Source organism: Desulfovibrio sp. 3_1_syn3, assembly GCF_000145315.2.
Classification (GTDB): Bacteria; Desulfobacterota; Desulfovibrionia; order Desulfovibrionales; family Desulfovibrionaceae; genus Desulfovibrio; species Desulfovibrio fairfieldensis.
The window spans coordinates 121,005-137,988 of sequence record NZ_ADDR02000001.1; the positions used below are offsets into that span (position 1 = coordinate 121,005).

The following is a 16,984-nucleotide window of genomic DNA, read 5'->3' on the forward strand; positions in this document are numbered from 1 at the left end:
GCAAGCTGCGCCGCAAACGGCACCGAGTGCGCTCAGGCCCTGCTGCCGCCCACGGCTCTGGTCAGGGCCTCCAGATCGCCTTCCACGGGCTCGGCAAAGGCCAGGCCCGCCTGCGGGCCGTCCGCCCACATGACCCTGGCTTCCCGCCCGGCGAGGACCGCGTCAAAGGGACCGGCCTCCGCGTGCAGGACAAGGATCTCCCCGCCCTCCAGCCCGGCGGGAGCGTTAAAACAGAGGCGCGCGCCCGATCGGCTGACATCCAGCAGCACGGCCTCAACCTTCCGTCCGCCGAAGGAAACATGCATATTATAGGGATCGCGCAACTGGAAACGGGGCTCCGCGCGGCGCTCGCTGCGCATGCCGTCGATGATCTTTTTCAGTTCGCCGGAAAGCGCGCTCAAGTCCCGCACATGCCCGTCGGAAGCCTGCATATTGTCCGTGGTGTCGCGGGCCTTGCCGCTGATGCTCTTGATGCTCTCCAGCATGCGCCCGCCCGCGGCGGCCTGCTCTTCCGTGGCTTTGGCGATGCCCGCCACCGTGTCGGCCACCTGCCGCGACACGTCGAGAATGCGGTTCAGCCGCTCCCCGGAACTGTCGGCCAGTTGCGTGGTCTGGCGGGTCAATTCCACGGCACGCTCCGTAGCCGCGCTGCCCGCGTCCACGCCCTGCCGGATGGCCCGCACCGCCGCCGCCACATCCGTGGTGGCCTGCATGGTTTTTTCCGCCAGCTTGCGCACCTCGTCGGCCACCACCGCGAAACCGCGCCCGGCCTCGCCCGCGCGCGCCGCCTCAATGGCCGCGTTGAGCGCCAGCAGATTGGTCTGATCGGCCACGTCGGTAATCAGCTCAAGAATGCGGCCGATGCCCGCGGCATGCGCGCCCAGTTCCCCCATGCCTTCGGCCACGGCGGCGGTCTGTTCGGCCACCCTGGCGATGCAGGCGATGGTTTCGCGCACCACCTCCACGCCGCTGCCGGCCTCTTCCTCCGCGCTTTTGCTGTCGCCTGCGGCCCGACCGGCTCCGGCCGCCACCTCGCTCATGATCTCGACCATGCTGCGAATGCCGTCAGCCGCGGCCAGAGAGGCCTGAGCCTGTTCCTCAGCCATATCGCCGGTGGTGCGCAACTGTCCGCTGAGCTTTTCAAAGGCCCGCGCCTGGCGGCCCGAAATATCCCGCGCCTCGTCGGCGGACTGGTAGATGCGCTCATTCAGGGCCGCGATGCGTTCCTGCTGGGCGTGAATATCGGTCAGATCCCGGTGCAGGGTGAAGCAGCCGATCAGGGTGCCGTCCAGGTCCCAGAGCGGGGAAACGTCCATGGCCACGCGCTTGACCTGCCCCTTGAAATTCTCGCGCGTGACTTCGTAATTCAAAATTTCGTGCCGTTCGCCCATGACCTGGTCGCAGAGCGTTTCCCGGTGAGGATCAGCGTAAAAAAACTCGCCGGCGTTTCTGCCGAGGTAGTCTTCCGGACTGCCGGAATGCCCCCAACAGGCCAGCATGGCCCGGTTCACGTAGATCAGGCGGCAATCCACGTCAAAAGCGGCGAACGGCAGGGTGATGCCCCGCATGATGCCCTGGGACATGCCCAGCTTTTCCTTGATATGCCCCACCATAATATTAAAGGCTTCGGCCAGCTGCCCCACCTCGTCGGCCTGGCGGATGGGCACGTTGCTGAACTCCCCTTGGGCCACGCGGCCCGCGTGGTCCTTCAACCTGGCCAGGGGCGCGGAAATGCCCCGAATCAACAGCCAGAGCGCCAGACAGCAGCCCAGCACGGTAAGCGTGCCGAGGCCCATATCCAGCATGGTGGTCATATGGATTTTGGCGCGCAGTTTTTCCACCGTCCCGGCAAAGGACGTATTGATCTCGCCCCGGGCCTCGGTAAGAATTTCCTGCACCTGCTTGAGCAACGGCATGGTGACGTCTTCAAACAGGCGGCGGGCCTGGGCGCTGTCGCCGCGTTCCATGGCGGCCTTGAGCCGTACGGCGGAATCATGCAGAGCCAGATGGACGGCCCCGAGCTTCTGAAAAAGCGGTTCCAGCGCGGGCAGTTCCCGCTCCAGACCGGCCTTGCCGGGGCCGTAGAACCAATGGCCGAATGCGCACGTATGCCCGTCCAGCGAGGCCTCCAACGTGGTTTCGCCGTTATCGAGCAGATAGCTCTGCACGCGGGACGCCCACTGCAAGTGAGCCACTTCAGCGGCCAGAAGCATGGTGTCCTGCCGGGGACGGCTCAGGATATCGGCCTCGCCCCCGATCAGCCGCAATTCCCGGATATTGAGCAGCATGAAGGCCACGACAACGAGCATGCCCAATAAAAAAATGACGACGAGTTTCTTTTTTATGGAAATATCATTCAAGCGCATGCGGCCTCCCGTATTTTCCCGGCCGGTCACCGTCAGAGCAACGGATCGCTTGTCCGGGACGGGTCTGTTTTCTGTTCGCGGATTGTCCGGGCGCGGGGCTTCAAGCCCGTGCCGTCGCTGGGCATGACTTCACCCTCTCACGATGCCCGGAAAGGCATTCCTTTAACCGGAGTACTATAGCTCACATACCATAGCAAGTTATTGTGTAGGCTGGCAGCATGAAAATACAGCCCCATTTGGCTGAAGCCATTGCTGAAGTCATTGAAATACTGCGCAAAGAAAAAGGCATGACCAAATCTTCCCTGGCGGATTTCGCCTGTCTTGAACGGCGCTACTTACGGGAAATCGAACAGAGGACCAAAAAACCGACCGTCAACGCCGTTTATTCCATCTGCGAAGCCCTGCAAGTGCATCCTTTGGAATTCTTTCAAAGAGTCACAGCCGAAATGGAGAAACTGAAGGGGAAATGTGACGGAAAATCAAAATAGCAACCATATTACGTCACATCAGAACCGAAAAATCTGAATAGTCACCTAATTCAGTTTCACACAAGCAGGATACTTGACTATATATTGCGCGTGAGGAAATGACAATGCGCCATATCCTATAAGGATACTATGCTTTAGCGTTTATGGAATCATTCATATCCTGATATTCGGCAGCGGTATATGATCAGCAGCAATAATGATACATTATAGCGCACGCTAATATCTGTTCAATAAAATATAGACAAATGGAATCAGCATATAAAATAGTCAGATAGGCAAAAGAGCCTTCCCGGCCCGGCCCCCATGTCGGGCTTCTGACAAGAAACGGAACGCGATGACGGACGCGGCGCGCGGCGGCCCTGTTCCGAAGGCCTTGTCAATCTGGCCTTTTTTTTGCATCTTTTTTCGGAACAGGCGGTTCCGGCCGCGACAGGCGGCAAAGGCCAGGCGCAAACGCGTTTGCATTGCTGCCTGACCCGAATAAAAATATCCGCATTTTCGGTGCGCATACCGGAAGCGGGAGTTTCGAGGTCCATATGAACAAAGTTCTGGCGCAAGACGAAGTGGATGCCCTGCTGCGCGGGCTTTCCGGCGGCGAGATCGAAAACGAACCGGAAGTGCCGGAAGACGATTCCGGCATTGTGGCCTTTGATCTCGCCAATCAGGACCGTATCATCCGCGGCCGCATGCCGGTGCTGGAAATCGTCAACGACCGTTTCGCCCGGCTCTGCACCAATGCCCTGTCCAACGCCGTGCGCAAACGTGTGGAGCTGAACCCCATTTCCATCGACATGACCAAGTTCGGGGAATTCATGCGCTCCCTGCCCGTGCCCACGTCCATCAACATCTTCAAGATGGACCCCTTGCGCGGTAACGCCATCATGGTGGTGGACTCGCGTCTGGTCTTCGCCCTGGTGGAAAACGTCTTCGGCGGCGCGGGCACCCAGCCCAAGATCGAAGGCCGCGAATTCACGCGCATCGAACAGGCCGTGGTGGACAAAATCGTCAAGATCGCCCTGGACAATATGGAGGAATCCTGGCGGCCCGTGCATGACGTCAAACTGGAACTGGTGCGCAGCGAAATCAACCCCCAGTTCGCGGCCATCGTGCCGCCCAGCGACGTGGTGGTGGTCATCACCTTTGAGGTGGAGCTGGATACGGCCTTGGGCTCCATGATCATCTGCCTGCCATATGCCACCATTGAACCCATCCGTTCCAAACTGCACGCCAGCTTCCAGACCGAACGCCTGGAAGTGGACCACGCCTGGGTGGCGCGCCTCAAGGAGAGGCTCTTGGAAACCCCGGTGGAACTCAAAGTGCATTACGGCAACACCACCATCACCGGCAATCAGCTCCTGCGCATGCAGGTGGGCGACGTGCTGGTGCTGGACACCGACGTGGAGGACCTGCTCACCTGCACGGTGGCCGGTGTGGGCAAATACCAGGGTATCGCGGGCACGGTCAAAGCCATGAAGGCCTTTCAGATCATCAAGGAAAACGAACCGCAGTATACATAAAACGGCGTTTCCGGCCGAAAGAGCGCGTCTTCCGGAACCGCCACCCGCGCCCCGTCACTTCAACTGGCCGGAGCGCATCATCAACTTGATCCGGTTGATCTGATTCACTTCGCTCGTGCCCGGATCATAATCCAGGGCAATGATGTTGGCCTCGGGATAGCGCCGTTTCAGCTCCTTGAGCAGGCCTTTGCCCGTAATGTGGTTGGGCAGGCAGCCGAAAGGCTGCATGCAGAGAATATTGTTGACCCCCGCCTCCAGCATCCGAACCATTTCCGCGCCCAGCAGCCAGCCTTCGCCGGTCTGGTGCCCCAGGGAAATCAGATCCTTGGTTTTTTTCCGCAGTTCGTGAAAACGCACCGGCGTGCTGAAGCGCTTGCTGCGCCGAAAGCCGATGCGCATGCCCAGCCGGGTGAACTCCAGAAAGGCGATTCCGGCCAGGGCCGCGCGGGAATCCTTTTTGGAGCCCGCCAAGTGTTTGTAATTGAAGACGTGGTCATAGAAGTTGTAGAGGACAAAATCCATAAGGTCCGTGACCACCGCCTCGCCGCCCTCCTCTTCCACGATTCCGGCGGCATTGTTGTTGGCGTCCGGATGGTACTTGAGCAGGATTTCGCCCACCAGGCCCACGCGCGGCTTGCGCTCCTCGGTCAGCAGGGGCAGACGGTCAAACTCCCGGATCATGGAAAGCATGTTCAGCTCAAAACGCGGAATGTTTCCTGAGACGATATTTTTCCTCGCTTTCTCCGCCCAGAGCGCGGCCAGGGCCTCCGCGCTTCCTGTCTCCCTTTCGTAGGGCCGCACCCGATGGGTCATGCGCAACAGCGCGTCACCGTAGTGCCCGGCCATGATCATCCGGCGCAGCATCTTGCCTGTCAGCCTGATGCCCGGGGCATCCGCCTGGATGCTGGTGGAAAAGGAAACAATGGGAATATGCTCCAGACCGGCGTCCAACAGGGCTTTGCGCAGAAAACCGATGTAATTGGTGGCCCGGCAGCCGCCGCCGGTCTGCGAGATCACCAGCGCCACCTTGTCCGGATCATAGGCGCCGCTTTTGACTGCGGCCAGCAACTGCCCCACCACCACGATGGCCGGAAAGCAGGCGTCATTGTTCACATGGCGCAGCCCCAGCTCAATGGCCGCCCTGTCCACATGGGACAACTGCACGGCCGTGTAGCCTTCGGAGGCGAACACCGCTTCCGCGAACTGGAAATGCAGGGGGGACATCTGGGGCACCAGCAAGGTATGCGTTTCGCGCATGTCTCTGGTAAAGACCGGCGGCGGCCCTCCCGCCATCACGGCGCGGCAGGTCTGCTTTTCCCGGCGTTCGCGCATGGCCGCCAGCAGCGAGCGGATGCGAATGCGCGCCGGGCCGAGGTTCGCGCCCTCGTCGATCTTGATCTGGGCATACAGACGCCCCCGCAGGGTGACGATTTCTTCCAGCTGGTCCGAGGTGATGGCGTCCAGGCCGCAGCCGAACGAGACCAGCTGCAACACGGCCAGGTTGTCCACCGTGGCCGCATAGGCACCGGCCCGGTACAGGCGCGAATGGTAGGCCCACTGGTCCACCACCCGCAACGGGCCCGGGTCCGGCATCAGATGCGCTACGGAATCCTCGGTCAACACGGCCAGACCGCAGGAGGCCACCAGCTCGGCCACGCCGTGGTGCACCTCCGGGTCCGTATGGTAGGGATGCCCGGCCAGAACGATTCCCATCTTGCCCGCAGCCGTCAGCTCCGCCAGGGCGGCTTCGCCCGCCTCGCGCATTTCCCGGTGGAAATTGTCCATCTCCTCAAAGCCCGCGCGCACGGCCTCTTCCAGTTCGGCCAGGGGAATGCCCGAAAAGAAGGGAATGTCGCGCATGCGCTTGGCAAGCACCTTTCTGTCCAGAGGCAGAAACTGATGGATAAAAGTTATGCCGCGCTCCTCAAGAGCGCTGATATTGCGCGCCAACAGTTCAGGATAGCCGATGACCACCGGACAGTTGAAGGTGCCGGCATCTGATCCGGCGTTTTTCTGCTCGTGCGGCAGGCAGGGAAAAAAGATGGTGGTGAGCCCTTGCTCCACCAGGTCCAGCACATGGCCGTGCGAGAGTTTCGCCGGGTAACAGACGGTCTGCGAGGGAATCGTGTCATAACCGCCGTAATATATTTCCTTGGACGACGGAGAGGAGAGAACCACCCGAAAGCCCAGCCTGGTAAACAAGGTGAACCAGAGCGGATAGTTTTCAAAAATGTTCAGCGCGCGGGGAATGCCGATGGAGCCGCGCCAAGCCTCCCGCGCTGCCAGCGGCGTATAGGGTTCGAACAGGCGCTTGTACTTGTAGGCATAGAGATTGGGGCAGCGCGAGGGTTCCGTTTCCGCGCCGCGCTCGCAGCGGTTGCCGGAGATGAAGCGCCGCTTGTCCGCAAAGGTGGTGATGGTCAAAAGGCAGGCGTTGGTGCAGCGGCGGCAGCGGGTCGCGGCCGTGCGCACGGAAAACGTCTTGAGTTCTTCCGGGCCGATCAGGCTGGTTTTTGCACCCATCGGCCCGCGCCTTTCGGCGATCAGGGCCGCGCCGAAAGCCCCCATCAGCCCGGAAATGGAGGGGCGCTTGACCGGACGCCCCAGCTCCAGCTCCAGGGCCCGCAGCAGGGCGTCGTTGGCGAAAGCGCCGCCCTGGGCGACCAGGTATTCGCCCAACTCGGCCACATTGGCGATCTTCATCACCTTGAAGCAGGCGTTGCGCACCACGGCGTAGGAAAGGCCGGCCGCAATGTCGCCTATTTTCGCCCCTTCTTTCTGGGCCTGCTTGACCTTGGAATTCATGAACACCGTGCAGCGGGTGCCCAGATCCACGGGCGACCCGGCATACAGCGCCTCGTTCACAAAGTCCGCCAGCGGCATGTTCAGGGACTCCGCAAAATTCTCGATAAAAGAACCGCATCCGGCCGAGCAGGCTTCATTGAGATTGATCCTGTCAATGACGCCGTTGCGGATGCGCATGCATTTGATGTCCTGGCCGCCGATGTCCAGAATGAACGAGACGCGCGGCTCGAAAAAGGCGGCCGCCGTGAAGTGCGCCACGGTCTCCACTTCATCAATGTCCAGGCGCAACGCCGCCGTCAGCAGGGCGCTGCCGTAGCCCGTGGCCGCCGCCGCTCTGATGACGAGATCCGGATGCTTGCGGGCGTAAATGTCTTTGAGCACGCCGAGAGCCGCGGTCAGGGGGTCGCCCTTGTTGGAATCATAAAAGGAGTAGAGCAGATTGCCGTCGGCATCCAGCAAGGCGGCCTTGATGGTGGTGGAGCCGCAGTCAAAACCCAGCCAGGCGTCGCCCACGGCGCTTTCCAGATCCCGCCGCGTCACCCGGCTTCCGGCATGCCGCGCCGTAAAGGCCCTTCGCTCCGCCTCGGAGGCGAACAGGGGCGGCAGCCTGCCGTAGGTCTGCGGCGCGCTGCGTTTTTCCAGTACGGTCAGGCAGTCCTGAAAAGACATTTCCCGCGGGGCCATGTTCAGCGCATGGTAGGCCGCGCCGAGGGCCACGAAAAAATGCCCGTCATCCGGAAAAACAGCCTCGGTCATGTCCTTGAGCATGGCCGTGAAACGCTCCCGCAACGAGTGCAAAAAAAACAGCGGACCGCCGAGAAAAACGACCTTGCCCTTGATGGCCCTGCCGCGCGCCAGGCCGCCGATGGTCTGGTTGACCACCGCCTGCATGATGGAGGCGGCAATGTCCTCGCGCGCGCAGCCCTCGTTGAGCAGGGGAAGAATGTCGGTTTTGGCGAAAACCCCGCAGCGCGAGGCAATGGGATAGATGGTCGCGCAGTTCCGGGCCAGCCGGTCCAGACCGGCGGCGTCCGTGCCGATGAAGGCCGCCATCTGGTCAATAAACGCGCCCGTGCCTCCAGCGCAGGTTTCATTCATGCGCTGCTCAAGGCCGCCGGTCAGAAAGGTCAGCTTGGCGTCCTCGCCGCCCAGCTCGATAATCGCGTCGGCATCGGGAATTTTTTTTCTGATGGCCAGATTTGAGGCCAGCACTTCCTGAATGAAGGGCAGCCCCAGCTCGTCGGCCAAGGAAATGCCGCCGGAGCCGGTGATGCTCATGCGGCAGGCCGTATCGCCCCCGAAAGCCGCGATCTCGCGCACAAGGCGCGCCGCGCATTCCCTGACCTCGGAATAGTGCCGCGTGTATTTGCTGAAAAGAATGTTCTCCGCCGGGTCCATGACAACCGTTTTAACGGTGGTGGAGCCGATATCGAGACCGACATGGTATATTGCTGGAGGCTGCATGGAGCGCTCAGACCTGACCTTTCATACGTATATAGTACACATTTAGATAGTGACAGACAGCATCCTATGCACTATCAATTCAAAAATAAAGGTATTCATATAAGGGGGAAAAGCTGCCGGAGTGTCCTCTGGGCACAAGCCGACAAGCGGATAAGAGCGACAAGACGGCTCAAGCCCGTGCCGGAACATGAGCACGCGCTGCAATGGGAAGGGGGAATCAGTCACAACTCCGGCAATGCGAATCACAGGGCAGACATCGGAGCCGTCGCCACAGACGGTCAACGGCAATTCCGGGGTGATACTGGTACAGGGAAGCGCGACAGGAGAAAGTGCCGCGCGGGCCGCACAACAATAAAAACAGATGTAGGTTAGGAGCTGTTTCTAAATTAGGATTTTCATTCTCTGCCAAGGAAGACGAGTCCTGGGCGAGGAGCATATTCAAACAGATTCGACCTCCGCACGGGGCGAGCCTGACGCAGGCAGAGGGCTAAAGGACAATTTAAAAACAGCTCCCAGAGCAGTCAACACGTTAAATGCTCTACAGCTGCGCCGGGAGTTAAGCATTTTCACCTTGAACATGCCCTCGCCTGCCCACATTCCGCCTGCTACTGTCCCCGGATCCAGTAGGTTTCAAAACCGTCTTCCAGCCAGCCGTCCTCCACATTGCTGAAACCCGCCTGCTTGAAAAGCTGGCGGTACTCGTCGCGGGTGCGCCGCCAGCCCCAGAACTGCTGGCGGCGGATGCCCAGATAATGCAGGACGCCGCGAATGACGATCTTGATGGCATTGACGAAGCTGCCGATAAAGGAATCCTCTTCCAGCAACGAGGCGGACAGGCAGACCAGCTCGCCGCCGGGCGCCAGTTGGGCGCGCAGTTCCTCCAGCAAATGGGTGAGCTCGCGGGTGGGAATGCCGTAATCCACCGTAGAAAGATAAATCATGTCGTACTGCACGTCCGAGGGCAGGCAGGCCGGGGGCAGGCCGATGTAGATGCGCTCCGCCGGGATCTGCCGCCTGAGCCACTTCATGCCCACGGTGCTGGGTTCGTTGACGTGCAGTTCCAGTTCGGGCATTTCCTCCAGGAGCTCTTTTTCCATATAGCCCACACCGCTGCCGATGGAGAGCACGCGCAACGGCCCGGCCCGGCCCGGTTCCTGGGCCAGCTTGGCGCGCAACTGACCGGCCAGCCAGCGGGCGTCCTTGCGCTTGTTGGCGCGCCAGACCGAGGGCAGGTCGTCCCAATCCTTGTAGCGGCGGAACAACTCCTCGTAAAACGTGGCGTAGAACTTGGGTTCCGCCAGATGGAAAAACGAAATGTGCGAGAACGCCGTGAACGGAATTCCCTGCCAGCTTTCCTGATAAAAACGCCGCACTCTTACGCCTCCCGGATCAGAAGAACAACGCGCAAAGACAAGGGTCTCCGGCGGTTGCCCGACATAGAACACTATAGCTCAAGCTTCGGCGCGGCGCAATGTCCCGGCGCGCTGCGGCGGACTTCCGGCCTTTACCGCGCACCCGTCTTCCGGCATGCTGTCCCCCGGAGCAGGTTCGCTTTAAAAATATTCATGTTCAAAGAGGCTTGTCATGAACGGCACAATGACGGCACTGGTCTGGCGCGGCGCGGGCGAACTGCGCCTGGAAAAACGCCCCCTCCCCCACATTCAGGACCCGCGCGACGCCATTGTGCGGGTGACACTGTCCAGCATCTGCGCCAGCGATCTGCATATCCGCGACGGCGCGGTGCCGCGCGCCCGGCCCGGCGTCATTCTGGGCCACGAATTTGTGGGCGAGGTGGTCGAGATCGGCCCCGAGGTGCGCAAAGTCCGGCCCGGCATGCGGGTAGCGGCCAATGTGGAAACCTTCTGCGGCTCCTGTTTCTTCTGCCGTCACGATTATGTGAACAACTGCGAGCAGGGCGGCTGGGAACTGGGCTGCCGCATTGACGGCTGCCAGACCGAATATGTGCGCGTGCCCTTTGCGGACAACGGCCTCAACCCCATCCCCACGGACCTGACCGACGAGGAGGTCATTTTTGTGGGCGACGTGCTCTCCAGCGGTTATTTCGGCGTGGAACTGGCCGAGATCCGCCCCGGCGACACGGTGGCCGTGCTCGGGGCCGGACCTGTGGGCCTCTGCGCCATGGCCTGCGCCCGCCTGTTCGGCGCGGGCCGGATCATTGCCGTGGATCTTCTGGAAAGCCGTTTATGTCTGGCCAGGGCCCAGGGCTGGGCCGACGACGCGATAAACGCCGCCACGGAAGATGTGGAGGCCCGCGTGCGTGAACTCAGCGCGGGCAAAGGCGCGGATGCCGTGATCGAAGCCGCCGGGGGCGGAGATACCTTTCAGACGGCCTGGAAAATCGCCCGGCCCCACGCCTGTGTGGCCGTGGTAGCCATGTATGCCGAGGACCAGAGCCTGCCCTTGCACCGGATGTACGGCAAAAACCTCATTTTCAAGACCGGCGGGGTGGATGCCGTGCACTGTGACCGCCTGATCCGGCTTATCGCCGAAGGCAGACTGGACATGCGTCCCCTGATTACCCACCGGCTGCCCCTGGAGCGCATTCTGGAAGGCTACGACATTTTTGAACGTAAGAGCGACGGCTGCATCAAATGCGTGGTCACGCCCGCAACAGCGGATCAGGCATTCAGTCTCTTTGAGTAATGGTATAAGCCAACTTAGAACAATTTCACTTTGAAATTTATAAAATTTCAAAGTGAATCTGCTCCAGGAAGAGAAATTCATAAAACTAAACAGGTTTGACTCTGGGGTTTGTAAGGGGGCGATGATGCAGAGAGAGAGAGAGAGAGAGAGAGAGAGAGAGAGAGACCGGACCGATATCCGCTCTGCCTGGCCGCCTGCGTTGCTCTGGTGGCGTGCCTGCGCCTTTGTCTCGCCTTATTTTTTCCGGAGCAGATTCCACTCAGTTGGAAGATTGAACGAGTTGCCTTGGGCACCCTGCTGGACTGCGGGCCGTTGTTCGTATGCAGTCTGGCCGCGCTGTTCTGGAAAACGCGACTGTTGAGTATTCTTTCAGCATTCTGGCTGCTGATTATTCTCTTCTGGAACGCCGCTAATTGTTTTCTCATTCACACGGCACGGCGGATTATTGATTACGACATTCTGCTGCAGGTGCTGCCGGAAGCCCGGCACGCACTGGATGCTCTGCCGGAATACGGCATAATTGTCGTCGTTGCGGGCGTGGCGGGTACAGCGGCGCTGACCGTCTGGCTGTTCAGGAGCCAGCGGCGCTTTGCTCTTCGGCAGTCCAAACGCGTTCCGGCAGTGATTTTGCTGCTGATTATCGCCTTGTTCTCACTGTCTACCGGCTATTACTGCGCCACGCGCTACGATATGGATCGGCGGCGAGGCTGGATGAGCATTCCGGCCTGGAAAAGCGCCTGGGAAATATGGTATGATCGGCAAGAAAGCCGTAGCGCTCCGGTAGGGCCGCCACGCGAAGCCCTGGCCGCCGACAGGCTGGCCATGGCCGCGTTAGGCCTGTTGCGGACAAGTCCTCCTCCGGGACCCCCCTTACCTTTCCGCAATATCATTCTTGTGGCTGTGGAAAGCCTGAATCTGGAATTTTTGCACAAGTACAATGGCACTATTCCTGCCGAAGCCACGCCTCATTTTGACGCTCTGGCGGGGCGAGGCCTTGCCTGCCGCAATTTTTACACCAGCGCCGCGCCCACGGCACGCGGCCTGCACGCCCTGCTGGCTTCCCGGCTCAGTTATGACGACGACCAGGGGAGCGCGCCCAATCTGTTCACGTCGTTAGAGCGCGCCGGTTTTACCAGCTACTATCTGAGCGCGGTGTCCGGTCGCTGGGGACACTTCATCGACAGCGGCAGGGCGGCTTTTGCGCGGCGCTACAGTCCGAGCCATATCCGTTTCCGCGAGTATTTTGAAGATAAGGTCGGCGATATCAACGAGAAATGGGGTATTGAGTCCGGCTATCTCTTTGAGGACGCCCTGGAGATCCTGCGATCGCGGCCCGGCGGCAAAAATTTCATCGTTATTTCCACCATAGAAACCCATGCGCCGTATACCACGCCAACGCGGGAAAATGAGGCCTGCGCGCGCATTCCCGTACTGGCCGGAAATACGTTTTTTATCGCTCTGTGCGCGCAGGACAGGGCGCTGGGCCATTTTCTACGCGGGCTGGAACCCTATCTGGACGACACCCTGCTGATCATCACAGCTGATCACAGCGCCACGCACGGTGCCAGGTATACACAACGGCCCGACTTTGCGCCGGACCGCATCCCCCTGATTTTTCTTTCACGCCGAGGCGTGCCGGGTCTGGGCGGCAATGGACAGGAAATCACCCGGTATTGCTCGCAGATAGATTTGAGCGTGACGCTACTGGATTTATTGGGTCTGCCGGTGCCGCCCACATTCATGGGCAACGACATCCGGCTCAAGAATGTGGGTTGCTCCCTGTTGGAACGCAAGACCGTCCGCTTTGTGGATGCGCAGGCAGAGCGGCTGTTCGATCGCAAGGATACAACTTCCGTTATGGGGCGCTGGTTTCAGCTGTATTATCCGCGTTAGAGCAATTTCACTTTGAAATTGCTCTAACGCGGAACACCGTGAGGCGCGCCGCAACGCGGCGTGGATTCCGACAAAGCGACCGAAGGCAGCCCGAAGGGCTGTCCCTGTTGGCGACAACGGAGCCATACCAGGAACGCGCTATCCCGCCGTAAAGGGAAATCCCCGGCCAGTCATGGCCGGGGATTTCTTCATAACAGCGCTTTTCATTTCGCCGGGAATACAGTTTTTTGTTTTGATGGGCCTGCCCGGGTCGCACAGCGGTCTTGCGGATTTTGATTTCCTCGTCCCGGATCACAATCCGGAGATCCGCTTTTTTTCTGCGGCGGCGCATAACTAATTGCCTCCTTTTGCGGGTTCGCGTCCAAAGCATGTAAGGTTGACTGCGTGAAATGTCAAAAGCCGGCACACGGTTCGCGGGAGTCAGTCTCCCCCTAGCGTTACATTTCTTTAGAGCATTTTCACATTGAAAATGTACAACCGCTCTGGCGGACACTCTTGTGTCCGCCAGAGCGGTCCATTTTGAACGTTAAGCCGCCCTACCCCCTGTCTTTCAGAGCCGCCACCGAGGGCAGGACCTTGCCTTCCAGCAGTTCCAGAGAAGCGCCCCCGCCCGTGGAAATATAGCCCATTTTGTCGGCCAGGCCATAGCCTTCCACCGCGGCCACGGAGTCGCCGCCGCCCACCACGACAAAAGCCTTGGAAGCGGCCAAGGCTTCGGCCAGAGCCTTGGTACCCGCGCCGAAAGGCTCGGTTTCAAACGCGCCCACCGGTCCGTTCCAGACCACGGTGGCCGCCTTGGCCAGCAGCGCTTCATAGAGGGCCACGGTCTTGGGGCCGATGTCCAGAATCATTTCATCCGCAGGCACGTCGCCCACCGCGTGCACCGTGGCCTTTTGTCCGGGGGCCAGTTCCCCGGCCGTGACCACGTCCACGGGCAGAGGCAGGTCCTTGCCCGCAACCCTGGCCGTTTCCATGATCTTTTTGGCTTCCGGGATCAGATCCGGCTCGCACAGGGACGTGCCCACGCCGTAACCCGCGGCGGCCAGGAAGGTATTGGCAATGCCCCCGCCCACGATCAGACTGTCCACCTTGGCCAGCAGATTATCCAGCAGGCCCAGCTTGGTGGAGACCTTGGAACCGCCGATGACCGCCGCCAGAGGCCGCGCCGGATTGTCCAGCACCTTGGCGAAGGCCGCCAGTTCTGCCACCATCAGCGGCCCGGCGCAGGCGACCTTGGCCTGACGCACCGCGCCTTCGGTGGAGGCATGGGCCCGGTGCGCCGCGCCGAAAGCGTCCATCACATAAATGTCGCCCAGGCCCGCCAACTGCGCGGCTAGAGCAGGATCGTTCTTTTTCTCGCCCTTGAGAAAACGCACGTTTTCCAGCAGCACGCACTGGCCCGGCGTCGCTTTGGCCTCGGCCGGATCCCTGACCAGAGGCACGTCCCGGCCCAGCAGTTCACCCAGGCGCGCGGCCACAGGCTTGAGTGAGAACTGTTCCTCGTACTGGCCTTCCGTGGGGCGGCCCAGATGCGAGAGCACGATCACGCCCGCGCCTTTGTCGAGAGCCATCCTGATGGTGGGCAGGGCCGCGCGGATGCGCTTGTCGTTGGTGATCCGCCCTTCCTTCATGGGCACATTGAGATCTTCCCGGATGACCACGGTCTTGCCGCCGCAATCCAGATCCGCAAGTTTTTTAATGGGCATAATGCGCCTCCCTTTGGTTGGCGTTATCAGGCCTGCCCTCGCACCGGCCTTTCGTCCGTTGCAGAAGACAGCCCTGCATTATTTCAGCAGATCGCGCGCCTTTTCCAGCACATTGGCCGTAGTAAAGCCGAAGCGCTCGAACATGACCGAGCCCGGCGCGGAAGCGCCGAAGCTGTGCATGCCCAGCACCGCGCCGTCCAGGCCCACATACTTATGCCAGTAGTCCGGCGAGGCGGCTTCCACAGCCAGACGGCAGCGCACTGCGGAGGGCAGCACGCTTTCCTTCCAGGCCGCGTCCTGAGCGTCGAAAATCTCGGCGCAGGGCATGGAAACCACGCGCGCGCGGCGGCCGCCCGCATTGAGCTGCTCCGCCGCCTCCACGGCCAAGGCCACTTCCGAGCCCGTGGCCAGCAAAATGATTTCCGGCGTGCCCTGGCAGTCGCGCAACACGTAGCCCCCACGGGCGATGGCCGCGATCCGGGCCGAGTCGCGCTCAAAGAAAGGCAGCTTCTGGCGCGAGAGCGAGAGGCAGGTGGGCGTGTCGCGGCTCTCCAGGGCGGATTGCCAGGCCACGGCGGTTTCCACCGTATCGCAGGGCCGCCAGAGATTCAGATTGGGCGTCAGGCGCAGAGTGGACACCTGTTCCACAGGCTGGTGGGTGGGGCCGTCCTCGCCCACGCCGATGGAGTCGTGGGTAAAGGCCCAGACCACCCGCAGTCCCATGATGGCCGCCAGACGCACGGCGTTTTTAGCCTGATCCGAAAAGGCCATGAAGGTGCCCGCATACGGGATGAAGCCGCCGTGCAGGGCCAGGCCGTTCATGACCGTGCTCATGCCGAACTCGCGCACGCCGTAGGAAATGTAGTTGCCGGTGTACGCGCCGGGCTTGAGGTGCTCTGACTTGGTGGTCAGGGTGCCCACGGAACCGGACAGGTCCGCCGCGCCGCCGACCAGTTCGGGCAGATTGCCCACCAGATGTTCCAGGGCCTTCTGGGAGGCCACGCGGGTAGCCACATTTTCGCCCTTGTCCACGGCTTCCTTGAGCATGCCCGCGGCAATGGCCGCCCAGTCGGCGGGCAGATCCCCGGCCATGCGCCGCAGAAATTCGGCGGCCAGTTCCGGATGGGCCTGCCTGTAGGCGGCGAAGGTTTCATTCCAGGCTGCTTCGGCGGCCTGCCCGGCGGCGCGCGCGTCCCAAGCCGCATAAATATCCTGGGGAATCTCAAAGGGCGGCTCGTGCCAGTCCAAGGCCCGGCGCGTGGCGTCCGAGGCGCTTTCGCCCAGCGGCGAACCGTGGCTGGCGGCGGAATCGGCCTTGGGCGAGCCGAAGCCGATATGGGTATGGCAGATGATCAGGCTGGGACGGGAAAGGTCCGCGCGGGCCTCGGCCAGGGCTTTGTCCAGGGCCTCGCTGTCGTGCCCGTCAATGGGGCCGATAACCTGCCAGCGGTAGGCACGGAAGCGCGCGCCCACGTCTTCGCTGAACCATGCGTCGATCTTGCCGTCAATGGAAATGCCGTTGGAGTCATAAAGCACAATGAGTTTGCCCAAGCCCCAGGTCCCGGCCAGGGAGCAGGCCTCGTGCGAGACGCCTTCCATCAGGCAGCCGTCGCCGCAGAAGGCATAGGTGCGGTGGTCCACCACCGTTTGTTCCGGGGTATTGAACTGGGCGGCCAGCATGCGTTCGGCCAGAGCCATGCCCACGGCCGAGGAAATGCCCTGGCCCAACGGACCGGTGGTCATTTCCACGCCGGGCGGCAGACCGCGCTCGGGATGCCCCGGCGTCTGGGAACCCCACTGGCGGAAATTCTTGATTTCCTCAATGGGAAAATCATAGCCGGTGAGATGAAGCACCGCGTACTGGAGCATGGAGGCGTGCCCGTTGGAAAGCACGAAACGGTCGCGGTCCAGCCAGCCGGGATTGGCGGGATTGTGCTTGAAGCCGTGCCGCCAGAGGGCTTCGGCCATGTCGGCCATGCCGAGGGGCGCGCCGGGGTGGCCGGAGCGGGATTTTTCAATGGCGTCGATGGCAAGGGCGCGTATGGCGTTAGCGCACTGTCTGCGGGTAGGCATGACTCTCT

Annotated in this window: 10 protein-coding genes; 5 read left to right on the forward strand and 5 right to left on the reverse strand. The window is 61.2% G+C overall.

All coding sequences use genetic code 11. The annotated features are described in order from the left end of the window. Window positions 1–32: 32 nt before the first annotated feature. Window positions 33–2,366, reverse strand: coding sequence for a methyl-accepting chemotaxis protein (locus HMPREF0326_RS00450; RefSeq protein ID WP_020990100.1), 2,334 nt, complete (start codon window positions 2,364–2,366; stop codon window positions 33–35). 218 nt (window positions 2,367–2,584) lie between these two features. Here HMPREF0326_RS00450 and HMPREF0326_RS00455 point away from each other — a divergent pair, with 218 nt between their 5' ends. Continuing rightward, complete coding sequence (locus tag HMPREF0326_RS00455) at window positions 2,585–2,854, forward strand: helix-turn-helix domain-containing protein (RefSeq protein ID WP_008681853.1); 270 nt, start codon at window positions 2,585–2,587, stop codon at window positions 2,852–2,854. A 536-nt stretch (window positions 2,855–3,390) separates the two neighbouring features. Next, window positions 3,391–4,371, forward strand: a complete 981-nt coding sequence (fliM, locus tag HMPREF0326_RS00465) for a flagellar motor switch protein FliM (protein WP_008681854.1) — start codon at window positions 3,391–3,393, stop codon at window positions 4,369–4,371. A gap of 54 nt (window positions 4,372–4,425) precedes the next feature. On the opposite strand, the gene HMPREF0326_RS00470 is transcribed toward fliM, so the two are convergent. Beyond that, entirely contained in the window at window positions 4,426–8,640 is a 4,215-nt protein-coding gene (locus tag HMPREF0326_RS00470; protein WP_008681855.1) for an acyl-CoA dehydratase activase-related protein, read from the reverse strand. Between the two features lie 605 nt (window positions 8,641–9,245). Continuing rightward, window positions 9,246–10,013, reverse strand: coding sequence for a methyltransferase domain-containing protein (locus HMPREF0326_RS00475; protein WP_008681856.1), 768 nt, complete (start codon window positions 10,011–10,013; stop codon window positions 9,246–9,248). Window positions 10,014–10,224: 211 nt separating this feature from the next. Here HMPREF0326_RS00475 and HMPREF0326_RS00480 point away from each other — a divergent pair, with 211 nt between their 5' ends. From HMPREF0326_RS00480 to HMPREF0326_RS17120, 3 genes are all read left to right on the forward strand, one after another. After that, window positions 10,225–11,304: an alcohol dehydrogenase gene (locus tag HMPREF0326_RS00480; protein WP_008681857.1), complete on the forward strand. Its 1,080-nt coding sequence runs from the start codon at window positions 10,225–10,227 to the stop codon at window positions 11,302–11,304. A gap of 285 nt (window positions 11,305–11,589) precedes the next feature. Continuing rightward, window positions 11,590–13,197: an LTA synthase family protein gene (locus tag HMPREF0326_RS00485; protein WP_020990101.1), complete on the forward strand. Its 1,608-nt coding sequence runs from the start codon at window positions 11,590–11,592 to the stop codon at window positions 13,195–13,197. A 172-nt stretch (window positions 13,198–13,369) separates the two neighbouring features. Continuing rightward, window positions 13,370–13,534, forward strand: a complete 165-nt coding sequence (locus HMPREF0326_RS17120) for a hypothetical protein (protein ID WP_198005345.1) — start codon at window positions 13,370–13,372, stop codon at window positions 13,532–13,534. A gap of 199 nt (window positions 13,535–13,733) precedes the next feature. Here the strand turns inward: HMPREF0326_RS17120 and HMPREF0326_RS00490 are convergent, their stop codons facing one another. Next, window positions 13,734–14,903 carry a phosphoglycerate kinase gene (locus HMPREF0326_RS00490; protein WP_008681860.1) on the reverse strand — a complete coding sequence of 390 codons (1,170 nt, stop codon included), beginning with the start codon at window positions 14,901–14,903 and terminating at the stop codon, window positions 13,734–13,736. Between the two features lie 78 nt (window positions 14,904–14,981). Next, window positions 14,982–16,976, reverse strand: coding sequence for a transketolase (gene tkt, locus HMPREF0326_RS00495; protein WP_008681861.1), 1,995 nt, complete (start codon window positions 16,974–16,976; stop codon window positions 14,982–14,984). Window positions 16,977–16,984: the final 8 nt, after the last annotated feature.